The organism is Nannocystis bainbridge (genome assembly GCF_028368995.1).
Classification (GTDB): domain Bacteria; phylum Myxococcota_A; class Polyangia; order Nannocystales; family Nannocystaceae; genus Nannocystis; species Nannocystis bainbridge.
In genome coordinates, this window is the sequence record NZ_JAQNDL010000005.1 from 576225 (window position 1) to 599272 (window position 23048).

The 23048-nt window shown below is 70.4% G+C and carries 12 protein-coding genes and 1 pseudogene; 9 read left to right on the plus strand and 4 right to left on the minus strand.

What is annotated here, in order from left to right:
- Positions 1 to 88 precede the first annotated feature (88 nt).
- The 4 genes from POL25_RS42655 to POL25_RS42670 all read left to right on the plus strand — a co-directional run bounded on the left by POL25_RS42655 (position 89) and on the right by POL25_RS42670 (position 9133).
- On the plus strand, positions 89 to 2431 hold the full coding sequence (locus POL25_RS42655) for a DUF4215 domain-containing protein (protein ID WP_272092206.1): 2343 nt from the start codon (positions 89 to 91) through the stop codon (positions 2429 to 2431).
- Positions 2432 to 2477: 46 nt separating this feature from the next.
- Positions 2478 to 4727 carry a hypothetical protein gene (locus POL25_RS42660; RefSeq protein ID WP_272092207.1) on the plus strand — a complete coding sequence of 750 codons (2250 nt, stop codon included), beginning with the start codon at positions 2478 to 2480 and terminating at the stop codon, positions 4725 to 4727.
- A gap of 32 nt (positions 4728 to 4759) precedes the next feature.
- On the plus strand, positions 4760 to 7117 hold the full coding sequence (locus tag POL25_RS42665; RefSeq protein WP_272092208.1) for a DUF4215 domain-containing protein: 2358 nt from the start codon (positions 4760 to 4762) through the stop codon (positions 7115 to 7117).
- 423 nt (positions 7118 to 7540) lie between these two features.
- A complete protein-coding gene (locus POL25_RS42670) occupies positions 7541 to 9133 on the plus strand; it encodes a hypothetical protein (protein WP_272092209.1) in 1593 nt (530 codons plus the stop codon).
- A gap of 176 nt (positions 9134 to 9309) precedes the next feature.
- Here POL25_RS42670 and POL25_RS44805 read toward each other — a convergent pair whose 3' ends face one another.
- On the minus strand, positions 9310 to 11154 hold the full coding sequence (locus tag POL25_RS44805; RefSeq protein ID WP_272092210.1) for a lysyl oxidase family protein: 1845 nt from the start codon (positions 11152 to 11154) through the stop codon (positions 9310 to 9312).
- A gap of 780 nt (positions 11155 to 11934) precedes the next feature.
- Here POL25_RS44805 and POL25_RS42680 point away from each other — a divergent pair.
- The 4 genes and pseudogenes from POL25_RS42680 (at position 11935) to POL25_RS42690 (ending at position 16412) form a co-directional block, all read left to right on the plus strand.
- Entirely contained in the window at positions 11935 to 14013 is a 2079-nt protein-coding gene (locus POL25_RS42680) for a hypothetical protein (protein WP_272092211.1), read from the plus strand.
- Positions 14014 to 14207: 194 nt separating this feature from the next.
- Positions 14208 to 14876, plus strand: a pseudogene (locus POL25_RS45145) (cysteine hydrolase family protein); the annotation flags it as partial.
- A 21-nt stretch (positions 14877 to 14897) separates the two neighbouring features.
- Entirely contained in the window at positions 14898 to 15284 is a 387-nt protein-coding gene (locus POL25_RS45150; RefSeq protein WP_373372153.1) for an ester cyclase, read from the plus strand.
- A 480-nt stretch (positions 15285 to 15764) separates the two neighbouring features.
- Complete coding sequence (locus POL25_RS42690) at positions 15765 to 16412, plus strand: hypothetical protein (protein WP_272092213.1); 648 nt, start codon at positions 15765 to 15767, stop codon at positions 16410 to 16412.
- A 16-nt stretch (positions 16413 to 16428) separates the two neighbouring features.
- On the opposite strand, the gene POL25_RS42695 is transcribed toward POL25_RS42690, so the two are convergent.
- Positions 16429 to 18972 (minus strand): ATP-binding cassette domain-containing protein, encoded by a 2544-nt coding sequence (locus POL25_RS42695; RefSeq protein ID WP_272092214.1) that lies wholly within the window; start codon positions 18970 to 18972, stop codon positions 16429 to 16431.
- Positions 18973 to 19148: 176 nt separating this feature from the next.
- Between POL25_RS42695 and POL25_RS42700 the strand changes: the two genes are divergently transcribed.
- On the plus strand, positions 19149 to 19682 hold the full coding sequence (locus tag POL25_RS42700) for a hypothetical protein (protein ID WP_272092215.1): 534 nt from the start codon (positions 19149 to 19151) through the stop codon (positions 19680 to 19682).
- A gap of 313 nt (positions 19683 to 19995) precedes the next feature.
- Here POL25_RS42700 and POL25_RS42705 read toward each other — a convergent pair whose 3' ends face one another.
- Positions 19996 to 21060 carry an STAS domain-containing protein gene (locus POL25_RS42705; protein WP_272092216.1) on the minus strand — a complete coding sequence of 355 codons (1065 nt, stop codon included), beginning with the start codon at positions 21058 to 21060 and terminating at the stop codon, positions 19996 to 19998.
- Between the two features lie 493 nt (positions 21061 to 21553).
- Positions 21554 to 22513 carry an ATP-binding protein gene (locus tag POL25_RS42710; protein WP_272092217.1) on the minus strand — a complete coding sequence of 320 codons (960 nt, stop codon included), beginning with the start codon at positions 22511 to 22513 and terminating at the stop codon, positions 21554 to 21556.
- Positions 22514 to 23048: the final 535 nt, after the last annotated feature.

Consider the following 23048-nt stretch of genomic DNA (forward strand, 5'->3'; position numbering starts at 1 on the left):
CGTTCAGGTCGGCCCCGCGTTCGCGCCGCGCCTCGCGGTCGCGGCGTGGGTTGCTCGTATCCAATCGGTCGATCGGAGTAGAAAACAGATGGAGAAGATGAAAACCCTCGCGGCTCGTCGCGCGTACCCGTGTGCGCTTGCGACGGCCCTGTACCTCCTGGCCACCGGATGTGACGGTGGCGTCGAAGTCTCGATCCACATTACCAGCCCTGCCCCCGAGCCTCCTTGTGGCGACGGCGAGATCGGGCCCGGCGAAGAATGCGACGAAGGGGCCGAAAACGGCGACGACGCCGCCTGCAAGCTCGATTGCAGCCTCAACGTCTGCGGCGACGGCCACGTCGGTCCGGGCGAGGCCTGCGACGACGGCGACGACGACGACGACGACGAATGCAGCAACGCCTGCGCGTTCGGCCCGTCCTGCGGCGACGGCGTCGTCCAGCCTGGCGAGGCCTGCGACGACGGCAACGACATCGACGACGACGCCTGCAACAACGCCTGCGTCCTCGCCACCTGCGGCGACGGCATCGTCCAGATCGGCGAGGCCTGCGACGACGGCAACGCCGTCGACACCGACCTCTGTACCAGCGCGTGCGCGCCCGCCAGCTGCGGCGACGGCTTCATCCAGCCTGGCGAGGGCTGCGACGACGGCGACGTCAACGGCGCGGGCGCAGCCTGTCGCGCCGACTGCCAGCCCAACGTCTGCGGCGACGGCGACATCGGCCCTGGCGAGGCCTGCGACAACGGCCCGAGCAACGCCGACCACGCCGCCTGCAAGCTCGACTGCAGCCTCAATTTCTGCGGTGACGGCCACGTCGGCCCGATGGAGGGCTGCGACGACGGCAACGACATCGACGACGACGCCTGCAGCGACGCCTGCGTGGCCGCCGAGTGCGGCGACGGCGTCGTCCAGGCCACCGAGGCCTGCGACGACGGCAACGGCGACGACACCGACGCCTGCACCAGCGCCTGCACCGCGGCCGCCTGCGGCGACGGCTTCGTCCAGGCCGGCGAGGCCTGCGACGACGGCAATGACAACAGCGACGGCGGCGATTGCACGCTCGCCTGCGCCGTCGCCACCTGCGGAGACGGCCTCGTCCACGATCAGGGGGGCGGCGGCGAGCAGTGCGACGACGGCCTCGCCAACGGCCCCGGCCACGCCTGCCTCGCCGGTTGCCAGGCCAACGTCTGCGGCGACGGCGACCTCGGACCCGGCGAGGCCTGCGACGACGGCAACCTCGTCGGCGGCGACGGCTGCGGCCCGATGTGCACCCACGAGGCCTGCGGCAACGAGATCGTCGACGCCCTCGAGCAGTGCGACGACGGCATGGACGGCGACCCGGACGACGGCTGCACCGACGCGTGCATGCTCCCGAGCTGCGGCGACGGCGTCCTGCAGATCAACGCCGGCGAGCAGTGCGACGACGGCCCCGGCAACAGCGACGCCGGCGAATGCACCGCTGGGTGCACCGTCGCCACCTGCGGCGACGGCCACGTCCAGCTCGCGGTCGAGCAGTGCGACGACGGCCCCGGCAACGCCAACACCGGCGCCTGCAAGCTCGACTGCACCCTCGGCTACTGCGGCGACGGCTACGTCGGCCCCGGCGAGGCCTGCGACGACGCCGACGCCATCGACAACGACACCTGCAACAACGCGTGCAAGCTGCAGACCTGCGGCGACGGCCTCAAGCAGGGCACCGAGCCGTGCGACCTCGGCCCGCTCAACAGCAACACCGGCGCGTGCACCCTCGCCTGCACCCTCGCCGTCTGCGGCGACGGCTTCGCCCACGAGGGCGTCGAGCCGTGCGACGACGGCAACGCCAACAACACCGACGCCTGCCTGATCGGCTGCGTCGCGGCCACCTGCGGCGACGGCTTCCTGCGCGCCGGCGTCGAGGCCTGCGACGACGGCAACAACCTCGACGGCGACATGTGCAACGCCGACTGCACCCGGCCCAAGCGCGTGTTCATCACCAGCACCACCTACAGCGGCGCCATGGGCAATTACCTCGGCACAAAGAGCAGGTGCCAGACGCGCGCCACCGCGGCCGGCCTGACCGGCACCTGGGACGCCTGGATCAGCGTCGCCAGCAGCAGCCCTGTGCTCCGCTTCGTCAAGTCGACGACGCATTACGCCCGCCTCGACGGGACCGAGATCGCCCAGTCGTGGGCCGACCTCACTGACGGCAGCATCGACGCGCCGATCAACCTCGACGAATTCGGCGTCCTCGTGCCGACCGCCGGTGTGTGGACCGGCACCTCGGCCACCGGCACCCCGCTGTCCGACAACTGCAACAGTTGGTCCAACAACTTCTCCAGCGGCAAGGGATACGACGGCCGCAACGACGCCACCGACTTCAACTGGACCGCCCGCTCGCTCGGCCTGTCGAGCAACTGCTCGATCCTCCAGCGGCTGTACTGCTTCGAGCAGTGACCCTACCCGCGCCATCGACGACTCTGGAGATTTCACAGTCATGACCATGAAGCTTCACTCCGTTCATTCCCTGCGCGCGGGCCTGCTCGCGGCCGGGCTGCTGCTCGCGGCCTCCGGCTGCGACAGCGCCCTCGACGTCGCCGTCGACATCAACGTCTCCTCCGGCGGCTCCGCCGGCAGCGCCTGCGGCGACGACCAAATCGGCCCCGGCGAGCAATGCGACGACGGCCCCGAGAACGGCCCCGGCAAGGCCTGCCTCGCCGATTGCCAGACCAACGTCTGCGGCGACGGCGACATCGGCCCCGGCGAGCTGTGCGACGACGGCGACGACAACGGCTTCGACGCCCCCTGCACCGATCAATGCCAGCCGGCCGCCTGCGGCGACGGCTTCGTCGGCCCTGGCGAGACTTGCGACGACGGCAACGCCATCGACACCGACCTCTGCACCTCCGCCTGTCTGCCCGCCGCCTGCGGCGACGGCTTCCATCAATCCGCGGTCGGCGAGCAATGCGACGACGGCGGCGCCAACGGCCCCTCCGGCGCATGTCGCAGCAATTGCACGACCAACGTCTGCGGCGACGGCGACATCGGCCCCGGCGAATCATGCGACAACGGCCCGAGCAACGCCAATAACGCCGCCTGCAAGCTCGACTGCGCCCTCGGCGTGTGCGGCGACGGCCACGTCGGCCCGATGGAGGGCTGCGACGACGGCAACGCCATCGACCTCGACGCCTGCAGCAACACCTGCGTCGCCGCCACCTGCGGCGACGGCCTGGTCCAGGCCACCGAGGCCTGTGACGACGGCAACGCCAGCGACACCGACCTGTGCACCACCGCCTGCACCCCCGCCGCCTGCGGCGACGGCCACCTGCAGCCCGGCGAGGCCTGCGACGACGGCAATGACAACAGCAACGGCGGCGACTGCACCCTCGCCTGCGCGCTCGCGGCCTGCGGCGACGGCCTCCTCCACGCCCAGGGCGGCGGCGGCGAAGAATGCGACGAGGGCCTCGCCAATGGCCCCGGCCACGCCTGCCTCGCCGACTGTCAGCTCAACGTCTGCGGCGACGGCGACCTCGGCCCCGGCGAGGCCTGCGACGACGGCAACCTCACCGCCGGCGACGGCTGCAGCCCCGTATGCGCCCTCGAGGGCTGCGGCAACGGCGTCGTCGATCCGGGCGAGCCGTGCGACGACGGAGCCGACGGCGATCAGAACGACGGCTGCACCGACGCCTGCACCCTGCCGGTGTGCGGCGACGGCCTCGTCCAGCCGAGCATCGGCGAGCAGTGCGACGCCGGCCCGGGCAACAGCAACAGCGGCGCCTGCACCCTGACCTGCAAGCACGCCACCTGCGGCGACGGCCACGTGCGGCTCGCGGTCGAACAGTGCGACCAGGGCGCGGCCAACGGCAACGACAAGCCGTGCAAGCTCGACTGCACCGGCGCCGTGTGTGGCGACGGCGTGGTCGGCCCCGGCGAGGCCTGCGACGACGCCGACGAGGACGACGACGACGAGTGCACCAGCGCGTGCAAGGCCATGACCTGCGGCGACGGCGAGGTCCAGGTCGGCGAGCAGTGCGACGACGGCCCCGCCAACGACAACCTCGGCGCCTGCACCCTGTTCTGCCTCGAGGCCAGCTGCGGCGACGGCTTCCTCCAGACCGGCGAGGCCTGCGACGACGGTGACGGCGACGACGGCGACGCCTGCCGCACCAACTGCGAGGCCGCCACCTGCGGCGACGGCGTGGTGTGGGTCGGCCACGAGCAGTGCGACGACGCCAACGACGACGACACCGACGCTTGCAAGTCCGACTGCACCGTGCCGAAGCGCGTGTTCGTCACCGCCGTCACCTACAACGGCAACCTCGGCGGCCTCGTCGGCGGCAAGGCCAAGTGCCAGGCCCGCGCCGACGCGGCCGACCTCGGCGGCACCTGGGACGCGTGGTTCGGCGTCACCAACAGCTCTCCGGCGACGCGCTTCGTCAAGGCGGCCGGCGGCTATCGTCGCCTCGACGGCGTGGTCGTGGCCGACAATTGGGCCGACCTGATCGACGGCAGCCTCGACGCGCCCATCAACGTCAACGAGTTCGGCGGCCTCGCCGGCGCCCAGGGCGTGTGGACCGGCACCCTGCAGACCGGCGTGGTGACCGGCTCCCGCTGCAACGACTGGACCTACGGCGCGGCCGAGCTGTGGGGCGCGTACGAGGGTCGCACCAACCTCGTCGACGTCGGCTGGACCTACCTCGGGGCGCAGGTCCTTTGCAACCAGCAGCGCCGCCTCTACTGCTTCGAACAATGACCCGCGCGACCCAGAATCACAGGAGAATCGACATGACCCACTCTTTCATTCGTACTACTGGTATTCGCGCGGGCCTGTTCACCGGCGCCCTGCTGCTCGCGGCCGCCGGCTGCGACGCCGACGTCGGCGTCAACCTCGACGTCGAGCCCCCGAACCTCACCGGCGGCGGCAGCGGCGGCGGCAACCTCAGCGTGTGCGGCGACGGCCAGCTCGGCTACGGCGAGGAGTGCGACCTCGGCGTCGCCAACGGCCCCGGCAGCGCGTGTCGCACCAATTGCCTGCTCAACGTCTGCGGCGACCACGAGGTCGGCGCCTACGAGGAGTGCGACCTCGGCCAGGCCAACGGCGACGACAAGGCCTGCACCGCCGAGTGTCTGCTCGCCACCTGCGGCGACGGCCTGCTCGGCCCCGGCGAGCCGTGCGACGACGGCAACGGCGTCGACGGCGACGCCTGCACCAACGCCTGCACCCTGCCCGACTGCGGCGACGGCATCATCCAGGTGCTCGAGGCCTGCGACGACGGCAACACCGTCGACGACGACGCCTGCAGCAACGTCTGCGTCGCGGCCGTGTGCGGCGACGGCGACCTGCAGCCCGGCGCCGGCGAGCAGTGCGACAACGGCCCGGCCAACGGCCCCGCCGCCGCCTGTCGCGCCAATTGTCTGCTCAACACCTGCGGTGACGGCAACCTCGGCCCCGGCGAGGCCTGCGACAACGGGGTCAACAACGCCGACCACGCCGCCTGCAAGCTCGATTGCACGATCGGCGTGTGCGGCGACGGCCACGTCGGGCCGATGGAGGGCTGCGACGACGGCAACGCCGTCAACAACGACGCCTGCTCCAACGCGTGCAAGCTCCCGACCTGCGGCGACGCCATCGTCCAGGCCACCGAGGCCTGCGACGACGGCAACAAGTCCAACACCGACAACTGCACCAACACCTGCACGGCCAAGGCCTGCGGCGACGGCTACTCCCAGCCCGGCGAGAGCTGCGACCTGGGCGCCAACAACAGCAACGGCAACATCTGCACGCTCAGCTGCAAGTACGCGACCTGCGGCGACGGCCTCCTCTACAACCAGGGCAGCGGCACCGAGCAGTGCGACAACGGCCCCAACAACGGCGCCAACAAGGCCTGCCTCGCCAACTGCAAGATCAATATCTGCGGCAACGGCGATCGCGGCCCCGGCGAGGCCTGCGACGACGGCAACCTCGTCAGCGGCGACGGCTGCAGCTCGCTGTGCGCGATCGAGGCCTGCGGCAATGGCATCGTCGATCAGGGCGAGCAGTGCGACGACGGCATGGATCACGATCAGGACGACGGGTGCACCGACCTGTGCCGCTTCCCCGCGTGCGGCGACGGCTTCACCCAGGCGAGCCTCGGCGAGACCTGCGACGCCGCCAATGTCAACAGCGACAGCGGCGCGTGCACGCTGAGCTGCAAGCTCGCGACCTGCGGCGACGGCCACCTGCAGCTCGGCGTCGAGCAGTGCGACGGCGGCGACGACAACGGCGAGGACCAGCCCTGCAAGCCCGACTGCACCGGCGGCATCTGCGGCGACGGCTTCGTCTCACCGACCGAGCCGTGCGACGACGCCAACCTCGTCAACGAGGACGGCTGCACCAACGTCTGCAAGCTGCCGACCTGCGGCGACGGCTTCCTGCAGGCCGGCGAGCCGTGCGACGAGGGCGAGGCCAACGACAACGGCGGCACCTGCACCCTCGCGTGCACCCTGCCCGCCTGCGGCGACGGCTTCCTTCAGGCCGGCGAGGCCTGCGACGACGGCAACCTCGTGCAGACCGACGACTGCCTCAACAACTGCCAGCTGCCGGTGTGCGGCGACGGCTTCGTGTGGGCCGGCCACGAGACCTGCGAGGACCTCAACACCGCCGAGGCCGACGGCTGCTTCGCCTGCACCGCCGCCCGGCGCGTGTTCGTCACCAGCACCTTCTACGACGGCAACCTCGGCGGCCTCGCCGGCGCCGCCGCGAAGTGCCAGGAGCGCGCCCTCGCGGCCGGCCTCGGCGGCACCTGGGACGTCTGGCTCAGCACCGACGAGAGCACCCCGCTGGCCCGCCTGGTGCCGTCCCTCGCCGGCTACCGGCGGCGCGACAGCGTCATCGTCGCCAACACGTTCGCCGACCTGACCGACGGCACCGTCGACATCGCCATCAACGTGACCGAGACCCTGTCCTCGGTCGCGGCCTCGGACGTGTGGACCGGCACCACCTCCGCCGGCCTCCTGGCGACCCACCACTGCTCCAACTGGACGAGCAACAACGCCGCCCTGTCGGGCCGGATCGGCCGCACCAGCCTGACCAACCTCGGTTGGACCGACTCGACGGTCGGCGCCTGCAACACCGCCCGTCGCCTGTACTGCGTCGAGCTCTGAGCGCCGCGCCCGCGCGAGGCGACTGCCGGCACTCTCGGGTGACCGGCAGTTCGTCTTTCGCCGGCCGCCGGGACCGCGAAGATCATCCTCTACACGATCGACCTGCGGAGCGCCGCGAGAGCGCGCGGAGGAGCGCCTCGTCCGACGGCTGCAGACCGCTCGCGCGCTGTCGTCGCGCCCGGTGTGCCCGGATCTCGCCGAGGCTCGCGCACTCGCGGTCGAAGTCTCCGCCCTTCGTGTGTGGCGAAGGCCCGACGCGCGGGTTCGACGGCATGGGAACCCCTCGATCGATCGCCCCTGGACTTCACCTTGCCGCGCGCGTCCGCATCGCCCCGGTCCCCGAATGGTCGACCTCGCGCCTCGGCGCGACCTCTCGCCGCGAAATCACGGAGCCCGTCGGGACGATGGTGTTAGTATCCGCCGATGCTCTGTTCGCGTGCCTTGGTGGTCCTCTCATCGTTCGTCCTCTCTTCCCTCGTCGTCGCGTGTGGCGACTCCAGCTCCGGACCTACCAGTCAGGCATCCGCGAGCGAGTCCGGCGCCACGGACCCGAGCACCGGCAGCACCGCCAATCTCCCGACCAGCACCAGCAACGGCACCGACCCGACCACCGACGGTACCAACGGCAACAGCAACAGCGACGGCACCACCACCAGCACCAGCACCAGCACCACGACGACTTCGACGACCACCGTCGACCCGTCGACCACCTCGACCGAGACGACGATGGGCGTCGACACGACGACCACCACCGGCGGCTTCAAGTTCGACCTCGGCCAGCAGGCCGACGTCGACGTCGTCATGCCGGGCAAGGGCTCGTGTCGGCCGTCCGAGACCTACGGCGCCGCTGGCGGCTTCCCGAAGTACACGGACCCGGCGTTCGCCCCGTTCCTCGAGAAGTCGATCGCCATCGTCACCCACACCGTGCACAACCCGGCGCCGAACGACTTCGCGCTGACGATCGTCGACATCTCGGGCGACGCGCCGCCGCCCAACACCAACTACCTCGCGCCGCTCTACCACCACTCGAGCTGGACCTCGGCCAACCTCGGGCGGATCTTCGGCGTGACGCTCGACTCCGACGGCAACATCTACGTCGCCGCGACGACCGCCTACGGCGCCAACCCGACGCCCGCGGTGATCAAGCGCATCGACAGCGTCACCGGCGTGATCTCGACCTTCGCCACCCTGCCGAACAACGGCCCCGCGTTCGGCAACCTCAACTATGACTGCGTCAGCGAGACGATCTACGTCAGCAACTTCGAGGACGGCCGCATCTACCAGGTCGACCTGAACGGCCAGGTCGTCAGCACCTTCCACCACGCCAGCAAGACGGTGTCGATGGGCCTGCCCAACGATCCGGGCGAGCCCAACGGCGCCTACGCCCCGCTCGGCGAGCGCCCGTGGGCCGTGCAGTCCAACGCCGGCCGGCTCTACTACAGCCTGTGGGTCGAGCACAGCAACATGCCCAACCCGAACCGCGAGAACGAGGTCTGGTCGGTCGGCTACGTCGACGAGACCGGCGTCATCGACCCCAGCACCGCCAAGCTGGAGTTCTCGCTGCCGACCATCGGCGGCGGCCAGGGCTCGAGCCCGGTGTCCGACATCAGCTTCGCCCAGACCGGCTGGATGCTGGTGGCGCAGCGGACCATGATCCAGGACAACGTCACCTCGGCCCACCAGTCGACCACGTTCGAGTACGACTACCAGAACGGCCAGTGGGTGTTCCTCGGCACCACCTACGTCGTCGGCGAGCTGCTGCCCTACAGCGCCTGCGGCGGCGTCGACCACTCGTTCGAGGAGGACGGCTACGTGTGGATGACGGGCGACGCGCTCGACTTCTACACCCCCAACGTCGTCTACGGCCTGCAGGGCACGCCCTACGGCGGCGGCGGCATCGCCACCAGCACGATCATCGACCTCGACCACGAGATCGTGAACCAGGACAAGGGCATCTACGGCGACGTCGAGATCCCGATCCCCGGCGACGCGACCCCGGTGCCCCCGCCGATGTGATCGGCGCCCACGCGCCGTGAAAGACCGAGGTCCCCTCGCCGCGCGGCGACGGGGACCTCGCTCGTTTCGTCGTCCCACCGCGCCCGACGGGTCACCGCGCTCGCGCGACGATGCGGTCCCGCTCGCCGCACGACGGGGACCTCGCACGAGTCACCGCCGCGCTCGCGCGAACGGCCTCACGGGATCGTGACGGGGACCTCGATCGTGTTGTTGTCGTACACGCGCTCGTTGAGCAGCGGCAGCGCCCACTCCGGGCGCGGCTGGTTGACCGAGATCTGCAGCGTGTACTCGCCGGGCGGGACGCCGGTGACGTCGACCCACTGGCACGGCAGGCCGGCCTCGTAGTGGTCGGTGAAGCCGCGGCTGATGCCCTGATTGGCGCAGTCGAACCGCGGCAGCGCCAGCGGCCACGCCCAGCTCACGGTGTCGAGCATGCAGAACGCCTGCTTGTGCCCGGTCGCCACCACCATGTCGCCTTCCTGGTCGCGCAGCTCGTAGCGCGCGAACTCGTCGAAGTGATAGTGGTCGTGGCAGCCGCTGTAGTGGAACAGCTCGGGGTGGTTGGCGGGGATGCCCATCACCAGGTCGGCCGAGCCGATGTTCGGCATCGCCGCCGTGAACAGCATCAGTCGCCGCATGCCGAGGTCGCCGAGGCAGCCCTCGGCGACCTCGCAGGTGTCCTTGGTGGCGAGGATCTCGGTGAACAGCGGACTTATCCACGTGCCGTCGACGATCAGGTCGGGCGCGTCGCAGCCGAGCGGCCCGTTGCCGGGCGCGTCCGGGGTCGCGGGCGGGCTTGCGAAATCGAGGCCGGCGACCGGCTCGGTGCAGCGATAGACGCCGGTGTTGAGCACGCCCTGCGAGCAGCACAGCAGCGCCTCGGGGCAGGCGGCAGGGCCCGCGCCCGGATCGCACAGCCCATCGAGGCCCGACGCGCAGATCGTCGGCTCGGCGTGGGCGCGCACGATCACCGAATCGATCGCCGCCTCGAGGATCCCCGCGCCCTCGTCGGTGGCGGTGAGGCGCAGCCGCGAGCCCGCGGCCATCGGCACCCCGCACGCCCCGTACTCGCGCGGGGTCCACAGGTTCGCCGGCGCCAGCGCGTGGTCGACATCGAGCCGCTCGAGCTCGTGCGCGACGGGATTGCCCTGCGCGTCGGGCACCAGCAGCTCGACCTTCAACGCCGACAGCGCGCCGGGCTCCGACTTGTAGAAGAAGCGGTGGAGCTGCACGGTCGCGGTCGCGGCGCCCTCGAGGTCGAACTCGGGCGAGGTGACGATCGTGCTGCCGCCGGCGACGTCGGCCGCGTCGGCCAGCCCGCCCGGGTTGTGCCCGGTGAACAGGCAGTTCAGCCCCGTGGCGCACAGCTCCGGCTGCGACAGGTCGCCGGCGTGCGAGGTGCCCTCCGGGTTGCCGCGCACCCACGCGCCCGCGCCCGCGTCGCCCTCGATCTGCCACGCGAAATCGCCGTCGAACTCCTCCTCGAACACGATCCCGGTCAGGCCGTCGGACTTGGTGGTGAAGCTCCACGCCGGCCGCTTGAGCGAGACCCGCGTCGGATCGTCGGCCTCGAACGCCTGCACCTGCCACGAATAGGTGGTCTCGAAATTGAGGTCGAGCGGGCCGACGCACGGACCGGGGTAGCCGGGCTCCTCGCCGAGGATGCCGTGCGTCAGCTCGGTGTCGTCGACGAACACGCGGTAGCGCACCGCCTCGCCCTCCGGATCGACGACTGGCTCCCAGCACAGCAGGGCCGCGGTCGACACGTCGGTCGCGCCGTCGACCGGCGAGACGAGGAACGGCGGCAGCGGCAATTCGTCGACGCCGGGCGCCCCGGTGGTCGGCGGGCCCGTTCCGCTCGAGCCGGCCGAGGCCTCGCCGCTCGAGCTCTCGCCCCCGCTCGAGGAGGTCGATGCGGCCTGCGCGGTCGTCGTGTCGCCGCGGCCGCACGCGAGCAGCACGAGCGCGCCGCCCAGCGCCACGCGCCTGGAATTGCCTCGATCGCGCGAAACGCCGCTCACGCCCGCATCGTAGCCCGTCGCGCGCGGGCCGTCACCGTGCGGGCGACGTCAGGGCGGCTTCGCCCAGGCCCCGCGGCCGCACAGCAGGACGGGCCTTTCGCGCGTCCCTCGTGCGCGGACCTGCCTGCGTGAGGGCCGCCGGGCTCTTCACGTCGCGGGCTTCGACCGCGCCATGCTTCGGGCCGCACGGGACGTCACTCGAGCGCGGAGTCCCCGAGGAACTCGACGGCGGTGCGCGGGTCGACCATGGGCGCGGAGACCTGCCCGGTCATTCGCCAGATTGCGTCGACACCTGCGTATCGTCAATATGGACATACGAACACCACGGCTGCGCCTGCTCGCATCGCCGATTCGCACCTCATCCGTCAGGCTTGCGAGTCGATCCTCATGACTCGAAGGGACACATCTTTAAGAAACAATCGCAGCACGCCCTGCGCGGCGACGGTCGGTTGCCCCGCGAGCGAGGAGTCAGGGAATTCGGAAACGACGATTCCGAGCCCCCGAGGAGAGCAGGACGTCAGGCCGGCGCGCGCCGACGCTGTTGCGATTGCTCATGCTCGAGCCTTGACGGATTCTCGCCTCTGCGGCAACCCATTCGGGCTTCCGAGCCGGGGAATTGCCGCCTTGGCGCCCCGGCAATTCGCACCGTCGGTACAGATCTTGGAAGCGATTTAAATAGAGTGACTTTAAAAACTCGCGGGCCTAAGCTCGGTGAAGCTTGGATCTCGTTCGGCCGCGCTCCCCGCGTCGCCGGGGGTCCATGCATGGATTGGAGCTTGCGTGAACATCGAAACGTTCGTAGCGACCGCTCGTCGGGTGGTTCAGACCTCTTATTTGCCGATGGCCGGCGCCCTCGTGCTCGCATCGGTATACGCGACGCCGCGGATCGCCGAAGCCTACCCCGTCAAGCCGCCCTGGCGGGCGGATTCGCTGCCGGCGGACAACTTCATGATCACCAAGGGGCACGGCGGGTACAACTGCCCCGGCAATTGTGGCATCGACCTCAAGGTCTGGCGATTGGACCCCACGAGCTCGGCCTGGACGTTCCTCAAGCCGGGATCCACGGCGACGCCGACGCCGCACGAAGATCATCTCGCGTGGGGCATGCCATTGTTCTCACCGGTCGATGGTGAGGTGGTCGCCTGCTGGTGGAACATGGAGGAGGACCTGCCTGGTGGTTCGGTGGGGCCTACCAACGGCGAGCCGCTGTCATGCTTCTCGACCCCGGACGGCGGGTGTGTCGTCTCGGGCAATCACCTGATGATCCGCACCTTCGACGGTCACGTCGTCTATCTGGCGCATCTCCAGCGCGGCAGCATCCCGGCCGGGCTGTGCCCGATCCCCGGGACGGCCACGACCAACCTGACGCTGACGGCGTCGTCCGGAGAGGTGTGCAACAAGAGCGGTTGGGGGGGGATGTGGAACGGGGCGCGCCTCGATCTGCAGCCAGGATTCACCGCGTACCCTCAGGTCAAGAAGGGTGATTTCGTCGCCCGAATCGGGAGCAGCGGCGGATCGGATGCACCGCACCTCCACATGAGCGTGTACGAGTATTCGGAGGACTCAATCGTCACCAAAAACCCCTGCATTCGCGGGGAGCCGTGGGAATTCAGCGAGGCGTTCTCGCAGGAGGTCGTTTCGGGCGTCGAGCCCGACGTGAACGACTGGGACCGGCTCGAGGGCGAAGAGCTGCCGTTCGACGGCATCACCGGCTTCCACTTGTGGGGCGACCCGCTCGGGCCGCGCAACGACCACGTCTTCGTCGAGAACGGCACGATGCCCGCGGTGGCCGCCACTGCCTCCGGCGGCCTCATCGCCTACAAGAACTCCTCGAACATCCTCGAGGCGGCCGGCTTCACGATCGACCTCGCGGGCCAGATCGACCTCGGGCCCGAGGACGTGCGGTCCGGGGCCGTCGACTTCGACGTCGCGCGGATCAACCAGGTCGACCCGCACGCCGTGGTGGCGTACATCGACGGCACGACGACGCGACTGTCGCTCCTCCCGTACTTCGTCGAATCGGACGCCGACATCATCGCGGGCGGCTTGCACAGCGAGCTCAGCTCCGGCGCACAGTTGGTCCGCGCGACGGCGTCGCCGAACGACAACGGCATCGTCGTCGCCATCAAGAACAGCCTCGACGGCGTCTCGGTGGTCAACTACGAGACGACCCGGGTCGGCACCCACATCACCGTCTCGCGCGAGGCCAGCGATCTCACCTCGCCCGAGATCATCGACCTCGACGTCGCCACCATCGTGGCCGGGCGCGCGCGCAGCGAGACCACCGGCGCCTTCAAGGGCGTGGTGACGGCGGAGCGGCGCGACGACAATACGCTGTGGCTGCAGAGCTGGAAGCTCGACTCGACTGGGTCGAACCTCGACCAGATCGACGCGAAGCAGGTCACGACCCTCGTGGGCAACGTCGGCTTCGGGGTGAGCGAGGTCGACGTCACGGTGACCGGCAGCTTCGGCCGCGAGTACATCCTGGTGTCGTCGGCGCTCGACACTGGTTCGAGCAGCCTGCGGCTCCAGACCTGGGAAGTCTCGTCGCTCGGGATCCTCGGCAAGGTCGACCAGTTCGACGGCGGCGGGCCGATCTCGCACCTGTCCTCGACCCGCTCCGGCCTGCAGGACGCGCTCGTCGGCATGCGCCTCGGCACCTCCAGCCACACCCTGCTGTCGTTTCACGTGACCTCCGACGGGCTCATCCGCCGCGTCGGCACGTGGGACGGCGAGAACATCCAGGCCCTGGCGCTGGCCGGGCGCAGCTCGCAGGAGGACGCGATCGCCCTGTTCCGCACCGCCTCCGGCATGCTCGACCTGGCCCGCTACGTCACCAATTATATGTGGTCCCTCTGAATTACGAACACATGTCCTCGAGGACATGTCGATGAAAACGTGATCCCATTCCGGAGCTCGCCCGCCGAGCTCCGGACCGGTGCTTTTCGCTGACCTCGCGCCGAGGTGTGTCGATCCCGCCGCCATACGACCTGCGGCGCGCCCTCACCCGCCCTGCCCTCGACCGCGCGTCCCGGCCCCGCTACCCTCGCCGGGTGGAGCTCCACGTCCCAGCCCGACCCGCGCCCTTCCGCTTCCGCCCCCGCGCCACCGCCCTGCTCGTGATCGACATGCAGGGCGACTTCCTGCTCCCCGGCGGCTTCGGCGAGGCCCTCGGCAATGACGTGCGCGAGCTGCAGCGGACCATCGCCCCGACCCGCGCCCTCCTCGACGCCGCGCGCGCCGCCGGCCTGCTCGTCGTGCACACCCGCGAGGGCCACCGCCCCGACCTCAGTGACTGCCCGCCGGCCAAGCACGCGCAAGGCCGCGAGGGCCTGCGGATCGGCGATCCCGGCCCGCGCGGGCGGATCCTCGTGCGCGGCGAGTCCGGCTGGGACATCGTGCCCGAGCTGGCCCCGGCGCCTGGCGAGCCGCTGATCGACAAGCCCGGCAAGGGGGCCTTTCACGCCACCGACCTCGAGCTCATCCTGCGCAACCGCGGGATCGAGGCGTTGCTGGTCGTCGGCGTGACCACCGAGGTCTGCGTGCAGACCACCGTGCGCGAGGCCAACGACCGCGGCTTCCGCTGCCTCGTGCTCGCCGACTGCGTCGCCTCCTACTTCCCCGAGTTTCACCGCGTCACCCTCGACATGATCGCGGCCCAGGGCGGCATCGCCGGCTCGGTCGGTCAATCCGCCGACCTCATCGCCGCGCTCGCGGGCGCCCCCGAGGCGCTCGAGCGCACGGTGCTGCGCTTCTACGAGGAGGCGCTCAACGCCGGCCGCGACGACGCGTTCACCGAGCTGCTCGCGCCCGACGTCGCCTACGACAACCCGGCGACCGGCGTCACCCGCGGGCCCGCGGGCGTGCTCGCGGCGATCCGGGGCCTGCGCGCCGCCTTCCCCGACCTGCGCTACACCGTCGAGGAGCTGCTCGTCGACGGCGACCGCGTCGCCGCGCGCTTCACCCTCCGCGGCACCCACCACGGCCCCTTCCGCGGGCGGGCTGCGACCGGCCGCAGCGTCGAGGTCGGCGGCAGCACCCACTACCGCGTCGCCGGCGGCCAGCTCACCGAGGTCCGCGTGTTCGCCGATTTCCTCGGCTTGCTGCGGCAGATCGGCGCCGAGATCTAGACCTGTCCTTCAGGGCAGGTGATTGCCCGTGCGAACCTCGCCCTGGCCTGCGACGACTCGAGCCCGTCGCTCGCTCGCACGCGCGGATCGTGCAGGCGAAATTCGTCCGCGCCGAGACGGGCGAGGCCGGCCCACGCGCGACCACTTCGCGGACGACCTGAGCCGCGCACCCACGTATCGCCGCACGGCATCGAGCGCTCCGAATCCCCGCCGCGTCACGCCGCATTCTCGCGTGAAGTGCGCGAGGCGACCTGCAGATCGCCGGCCGCAGATCCACCGTCCAGCGCCCGCAAACACCCCTCCCCGGCTCCCTCGCGTCGCCTGCCCGCAGGGCGACGAGCGCTTCGCCTGCGGGTGCGACCCGAGCCGACTCGCGCCCGCGGCAGGCCGCGCGGCCTCTCCCCACGGCGCGGGCGTCCGCTCGCGCCGAACGATTTGCGGCCCTCTCCTTCCGCCGGGACGGTGTTACCCTCCCCGGCCATGCGTACCACCTTGATCTTCGCCGGTCTCGTGGCGCTCTGCGTCAGCCCGGCGGCGGCTTGCAAGCGGAACAGTGATTCTCGCGGTCCCGGCGACTGCGGCGGCCTGTGCGGCAAGGGTACCCACTGCGAGGCCGGTGCGTGCGTCGTCGACGGCGAGACCGACCAGCCGGTCAAGCAAGAGGTCGAGACCAACGAGATTCCGATGCGGCCGCAGATCACGTCGTGGGGCGAGTGCACCATGGAGCGTGACGAGCTGCCGAAGAAGTTCGTCCCCGTCGACGACTCGGCCGTCCCGCAATTCGACATCGAGCGCCCGCGCGTGCTCGACTGGAGCGAGGGCGAGGAGCAGCTCAACGAGCAAGTGCTCAGCGCCCACATGCGCGAGGTCGAGTACGGCATCAACGAGTGTCTGGCCGTCGCCGCCTGTTACAAGGGCGGCAGCCTCCGCGGCGGTCGCCTCGACATGGTCATCAGCCTGGTCGGAAAGACAGGCAAGGTCGACGCCGTGACCGTCACCGCCTCGAAGGACCTGCAGGTCTTCGGCATCGTCCCGTGCGTCCGCAAGGTCCTCGCCGACCACCAGTTCCCGCGCTACAACGGCCCGTCGATGACGGTGAAGTACAACATCGAGATCGGCGAAGAGTAGCGCCGACCCGGGCCTGCTAGCCCTCGGCGGCGTCGCGGCGCCGCAGCATCCACGCCGTCAGCAGCAGGCACACCAGCGTGTAGCCCGCGAGCACCGCCCACACCAGCCCGATGTGCTCCGGCGTCGGGCTGTAGTTGACCGACGCGTAGACCTCGCAAGTCAGTGGGTCGCCCGGGAACTCGCAGCGGGTCATGTCGCGCGGCTCGAGCAGCGCCGCGATCGACCCCATCGACTCCATGCCCCAGCGCGCGCCGGTCAAGTACGACAGCGGGGCCAGCACCGCCGGCAACGGCATCAGCGCCAGCGCGAACACCAATTGGGGGATCAGCGCCAGCGGCACCGTGCTCATCGCCTTGTCCGAGCTCGACACCCACGTCGAGATCAACAGCCCGAGGCCGACCCCCGACAGCGACGTCAAGAACACCGACACCAGCATCGCGCCCCACAGCCCGAGCGGCGGCTGGCGCGTCATGTCGATGAACCCGTACTCGGTCAGCGCCACATAGTCGGCCGCGAAGTCGACGCGCAGCAGCAGCAGCAGCATCAGCACCAGGCTCTGGACCGCGCACAGCCCCGCGAGCACGCCGAGCTTCGACAGCAGGTAGGCCGGGATCCGCAGGCTCGCCAGGCGCTCGCGGCGATAGATCTCCGACTCCTTGGTGATCTCGCGGACCGAGTTGATCACGCCGAACCACACCGCCACCACGCTGAGCAAGAACAGCAACAGCCGCCCATTCGTCGACGGCGACGATTGCAGCGCCGTCGGCCGGGCCGCCAGCAGCAGCACCGCCCCGATCACCGGCGCTTGCAGCAGCAAGATCAGCAGGTTCTTGCGGTCGGCCGTGATAAGCCGCAGGTAGCGGTCCGCCAGCACGCGGGTCTGGAACAACCACGACGCGTCGTCGGTCGGCGGCGGGCGGACCGGCGTGCTGGTGGCCTTGACCGGCTCGTCGGCGATGCGGAAGTGGCCCGGCGCGACCGCCTGCAGCCGCACCCCCGACACCTCGCTCTCGGTCTGCCGCTCGTACACGTAGACCCGGTACTCGTCCGAGCGGCGGAACCGGATCTCCCACAGCTCGGCCATCGTCGGCGCGCGCTTGGCCTGCGGGTTGTGCTCGTGCCACGAGCGGTACTCGGCCGCGAGCTCGCCCTGGCGCATCACCTCCGGCGGCCCGACCCGGCCCCCGAGCTTGGTGTAGATGTCGGCGAAATCGCCGCTGGTGACCCCGAACAGCGCCAGCGCCCCCGCGGGCGGCCCGTAATAGACCAGGCGTCCGCCGGCCATGAACGCCACCAGATCGCACTGCGTGATGTTGGCGGTCGCGTGGGTCACCAGCACCACCGTGCGGCCCGAGTCGGCGATGTACCGCAGCGTGTACATCATCTTCTTCTCGAGCCCCGGATCGAGCCCGCTGGTCGGCTCGTCGAGGAAGAACAGGTTGGGATCGGCGAGCAGCTCCGACGCGATCGAGACCCGCTTGCGCTGGCCGCCGGACAGCTCCGTGATCCGCTGCTGGCGCGCCTCGACCATCTCGACCTCCTCGAGCACGCGGACGATCCGCCCCTCGATCTCGGCCGCCGTCGTGTCGATCGACAGGCGCAGCCGCGCGGTGTAGCGCAGCGCCTCCTCCACCGTCAGGTTGCTGTGCAGGATGTCGTCCTGCGGCACGTAGCCGATCCCGCTGCGATAGCAGTGATAGTTCGAATACAGGTCGTCGTCGCCGACCCGCACCTGCCCGGCGTCCGGCCGGCGCACCCCGGCGAGCGCCGCCATCAGCGAGCTCTTGCCCGCGCCCGAGGCCCCGACCAGCGCCACGAACTCGCGCGGCTCGATCACCAGCGACACGTGGTCGAGGATCGCCTTGCCCGTCGAAGTCACCCGCACCAGCTCGCGGGCGTCGATCCGCATCGCCCCCTTCTGCTCGAATTGGTCGAGCGACTTGCCGGTGTAGATCAGCTTGAACGGGCCGATCTGCAGCACGTCGCCCTGCTTGAGCTCGTGCACGTGGACCCGCACCCCGTTGACGAAGGTCCCGTTGGCGCTGCCGTGATCGGTGAGCTCGTGGCCGCGGTCGAACGCGCGGAGGGTCGCGTGCCGGCGCGACACCTGCAGGCTCGGCAGCACCAGGTCGCAGGCCTCGCGGCCGATCGTCACCTGCGGCTTGTCGAGCGCGCACCGCTGCACCGGCGACGTCGGCTGGGCCTGCGCCCGCTTGCCGATGTCCTGATACGTCAAGCTGACGAAGTTGCCGGTCACCGGATCGCCGATCCGGATCACGTCGCCGTCGTTGAACGCGTGCGAGCCGACGCGCCGCCCGCGGTAGAGCAGGCCGTTGCCGCCGCCGAGATCGACGATCCGGTGGCCCTGGCGATCGGGCTCGACGCGCGCGTGGTAGAGCGCGACCCAGGCCGACTGGATCACCACCTCGTTGTCCTGCCTGCGGCCGATCCGCAGCGGACGCGCGCCCAGGCGGACATCCTGCAGTTTGCGGCCCGCCGCCTCGATCGTCAGGTAGGTCGTCGCCGAGCGGATGACGACCGTATCCTCGGGCTCGTGCACGCCGGCATCGTACCCAATGGCGCCGGCCGCAGCGCATTCCGTCGCCGCTTCGGACCGGAAAGGCGCGTCCGCCGAGCGCGAGCCGCGCGAGCGATGCCTGCTCAAGCGGACAGGTCGCGTCCTCGCCCGCCGCGCGCGATCCCGAGGTGCGGCGATCGTGTTACGCTCGGCAGCCGATGACACTGGCCACCCCGCGCCCCACTTCTCCCGGCCTCCTGCGCCGCGTGCACCTGACCGGGATGCTGGCCCTGACCCTCGCCAGCGCCGCCTGCGACGTCGACGAGATCGAGGTGTCGAGCGACAAGTCGGGCGCCTACAAGTCGGAATCGGGCGGCCGCGGCACCAAGGTCCTCACCGCCGCCGACGGCTCGACGGTGACGATCCAGCGCGACGGCACGGTCACCAAGCCTGACGGCACCAAGGTCCAGGTCAAGAAGGACGGCACGATCGTCATGTCCGACGGCAAGCGCGTGCGCGTGTTCCCCGACGGCTCACGCTCGACGCTGTCGGTCGAGCGCACCGAGTTCACCGCCGACGGCTCGATGGTCGTGGTCGCCGACGACGGCTCGCGCACGACGATCGCCCCCAACGGCACCGTCACCCGCGAGCTCCCCGGCGGCGCCCGCTCGTCGCTGACGATCGAGAAGCCCACGCCCCCCTCGGCCGCCCCGGCCCCGACCCCCGCCCCGACCCAGACCGCCACGCCCTGAGCCCCGCGCCGGGCCGGCTCGCGGGCCGCGCTCGGGGGGATGCCGCGAACTCAGCTTCACGATCTGCGAGGCGCCGCGCGACGGCCGCGAGATCGCTCGCTCCCGGAAAAGATGGCCACAAGGACATGTCCTTGTGGCCATTTCTCTTCGCACATGTCCTCGTAGGCATGTCCCACGGGCCATCTACCCTCAATCCATCCAGCGGGACCCGGACCGGGCCAGCCGCGGCGAGGCGTTCGCCGGAGGTCGTCGGAGAACCCGCTGAAATCGACGACCTCGAGCACGCAGCTCCGCCCGCGCAGCTCGCCCGCGCTCAGCGACCGCCCGTGCGCGCCTGGTCGATGCAATACACCAGCCCGTCGCGCAGGCTGGCGCGGGTCGTCAGCTTGGACAGGTCGATCCCGATCGACACCATCGTCTGCGCGATCGAGGGGCGGATGCCGGTGATGATGCAGCGCGCGCCCAGCAGCTCGGCCGCCATCACCAGCCGCAGCAGGTGCTCGGCCGTCGCGGTGTCGATGAACTCGACCCCCGTCAGATCGATGATCGTGTGGCGCGCCTTCTTCTGGATGATCGCCTCGAGCAGGCGACCCATCGTATCGGCCGCGCGTCGGCCGTCGACCGCCCCGATCAGCGGCAGGCTGAGCACGCCCTCCCAGACCTCGATGATCGGGGTCGCCAGCGCGCGGATGGCCTCCTCTTGCTGCGCGATCAGGCTCAGCTTCTCCAGCAGCTGCCTCTCCGTCTCGGCCCGCTCGTCGACCTCCTTGCGCACCCGCTCGAGCGCGACCGCGAGGTCGGCCCGGGTCGCGTCGTCGGTCGCCAGCATGTGCTCGATCCGGTCCTCCAGGCTCGCCTCCGAGGGCGTGACCACGAACTCGTCGTACGCGTCGCCGCTCGTGACCGACGCGACCTGCTCTGCCCAGCACTGCGACACCTCGAAGTGGCGCTGGAAGATGCCGGCGAACTTGCCGCCGAGGTAGCTCGCGCCCCAGCTGACCCCGAGCACCTTCTGGATGTTCGTCTCCCAGTGATGGTGCACGCGCAGCACGGCGCGGCGGGCCTTGCGATCGAGCGAGACCAGCTCCCAGCGGCCCCACCCGAACGTCGCGGCGACCTCGACCAGCGCGGCGAAGCCCGCCTCGAAGCTGGGGAACTGCGAGATGTACGCCCAATCGCCCTCGACCCCGTCGCGTCCGCCGCCGTGCAGCGCGAGGCGGAAGCGATCCGTGCCGACCATGCGCTGCAGCCCGCTGATCAGGCCCGTCAGCGTGCTCTCGGTCCAGATGAAGATCGCCGGGTTACCCGCCATGCGGATGTTGCCGCGTTCGGTGTCGTACTCAAACTCGAGTCCCCCCAGAGTCGCGCGCTCGATCATGTCGTCGCAGCGACTGAAACACTTTCCTGGCGCCGGCACCACGGAGAACTTCGACTTCGTCGCGGGCGACGAACGGCGTCTGGGCCGCGATTGCGCCCGCTTCGTCGCGCCGCCGATCGACGGCGAGCCCGGCGCCTCGTGGCGAAGCCGATACTACATTGTGGTCGGACCTCACCGTCGGAATGTGTCCATGACGATCGCGCCGCGTCACGGTCACGAGACGGCCTGATGCCAATGGTGGCGACCGCACCGCACGTGAGACCCCACGCGGCGCCGCGAGCGAACGCGTCGATACGACGACTGCCATCCGCGCCGGCCCTGCCCATCCGCGCAGCATGGCGGAGCGGACAATCGTCCGCCAACCATTCACAGCACCTGCCATCCCGGCGCTTCCATGACTCCGAGCGGCGCGAATATCGCGACCCGCCGCCGGCGCCGTCAGCGACTGCCGACCCACACGAGGCGCGAAGGCGAGCCCCACGACGGGGCGCGGCTAGTCCTGGCCCTTCGGACAGCTACGGAGCGACGACGCGGCGCCCCGGCGGGCCGGCCAGTGGAACCACGCCACGAAGTGATCGCGGATCAAGCGGGCCCCGAGATAGCGCTGGACCAGCGCCTCGCGGGCGGAGTCGAGGCCGTAGCCGTGGCTGACGATGTCGCTGCAGATCTGCAGGCCGATGCCGTGACCGTCGGTCGTGTAGCGGGTGGCGAAGATCCGGCTGAAGTCGTCGCCAAGATCGGCGAGCAGGCGGGCGCGGTGCTCCGGCGTGACCTGATTGCTGACCACCACCCGCAGGTCGGTCTCCTGCGCCTCGCCGAGCGGGAAGATGTCGACGTGCACCACCGCGTCGGAGGCGAACCGCGCCGCGTTGTTGATCAGGTTGTACATCACGCGATCGAGCGCCGCGAACTCCATGCAGCACTCCGAGACCGCCCCGTGGAACTCGCAATCCAGGTCGACCCGCACGCGCCCGGCGTCGGCGGCCCCGTAGGCGATCCCCGCCCACTTCTCGACCAGCAGCGACGCGTCGTGATCGACCGGCGCCAGGTCGACCGCGTAGCCGCTCGGGTCGAGGTCGGGCAGCGCGTTGCGCATGATCTTGAGGTGGTCGCGGACCAGGAAGAACACGCGCTCGAAGTCCTCCACCTCGGCCTCGCCGGCCTCGCACAGGTCGAGGTGCATGAGCAGCCCGCTGAGGCTGCCGCCGCGCACGTCGTGATAGACCTTGCGCACCGCCAGCGGCGTGTCCTCGGCCACCAGAGCCGCGCCCAGCCCGCGGATCTGCTCGCACAGGGTCGGGTAGTCCTGCCGCTTCAGCTCCTCGCGCACGCGGGCGAGCCCCTGCTCCGGCTCGTCGAGGCCGCCGACCAGCGCGTACAACCCCCGCAGGAAGTCGTAGATCCGCCGCACCACCGCGGCGTCGCCGGGCGCCAGGTCTTGGATCGAGGCCACGACCGTGTCTCCGACATAACGACGCGCACGCGGGCGAATATTGGCAGGGGGCGCGAGCGCGACCAGTTCCGGGCGGGTGAGCGGTGAGGCGGTTTCCATGGCCGTCTCCTCGAGACTGCTCCCCATTCCGCACGGATGCAAGGTGACGCCGAATGAGAGGACCGTCTCGTACGCGGGGTCGCGCCTCACGTGCGAGGCATGATTTCGACCTCGGGGTAAACCGCGCCAACGCCACGGCCGAGGCCGCTTGGCGGCCGTTCAGCAACCTTGGACAGATACTACGAACCTTATCTACGGCTATCACCGAATCATGCGATGATCCGCATCCGAATCACCACATGCGCAGTGCCATCATCGCAGCGGGGGCCGTCGGACCCGCGCTGCGCGCCCGTTCACGCGCCGCCGGGCCTGTCGAACCTTCGCCTCCTGTGTTCAAGGTCGGGTCGGGCTCCGCATGAGCCCGACGTGCTCCCTATATGGTGTCCGCGCCGACTTGACGCCTCGCCGGGCTGCATCCATGGTCGTAGGACCGCGG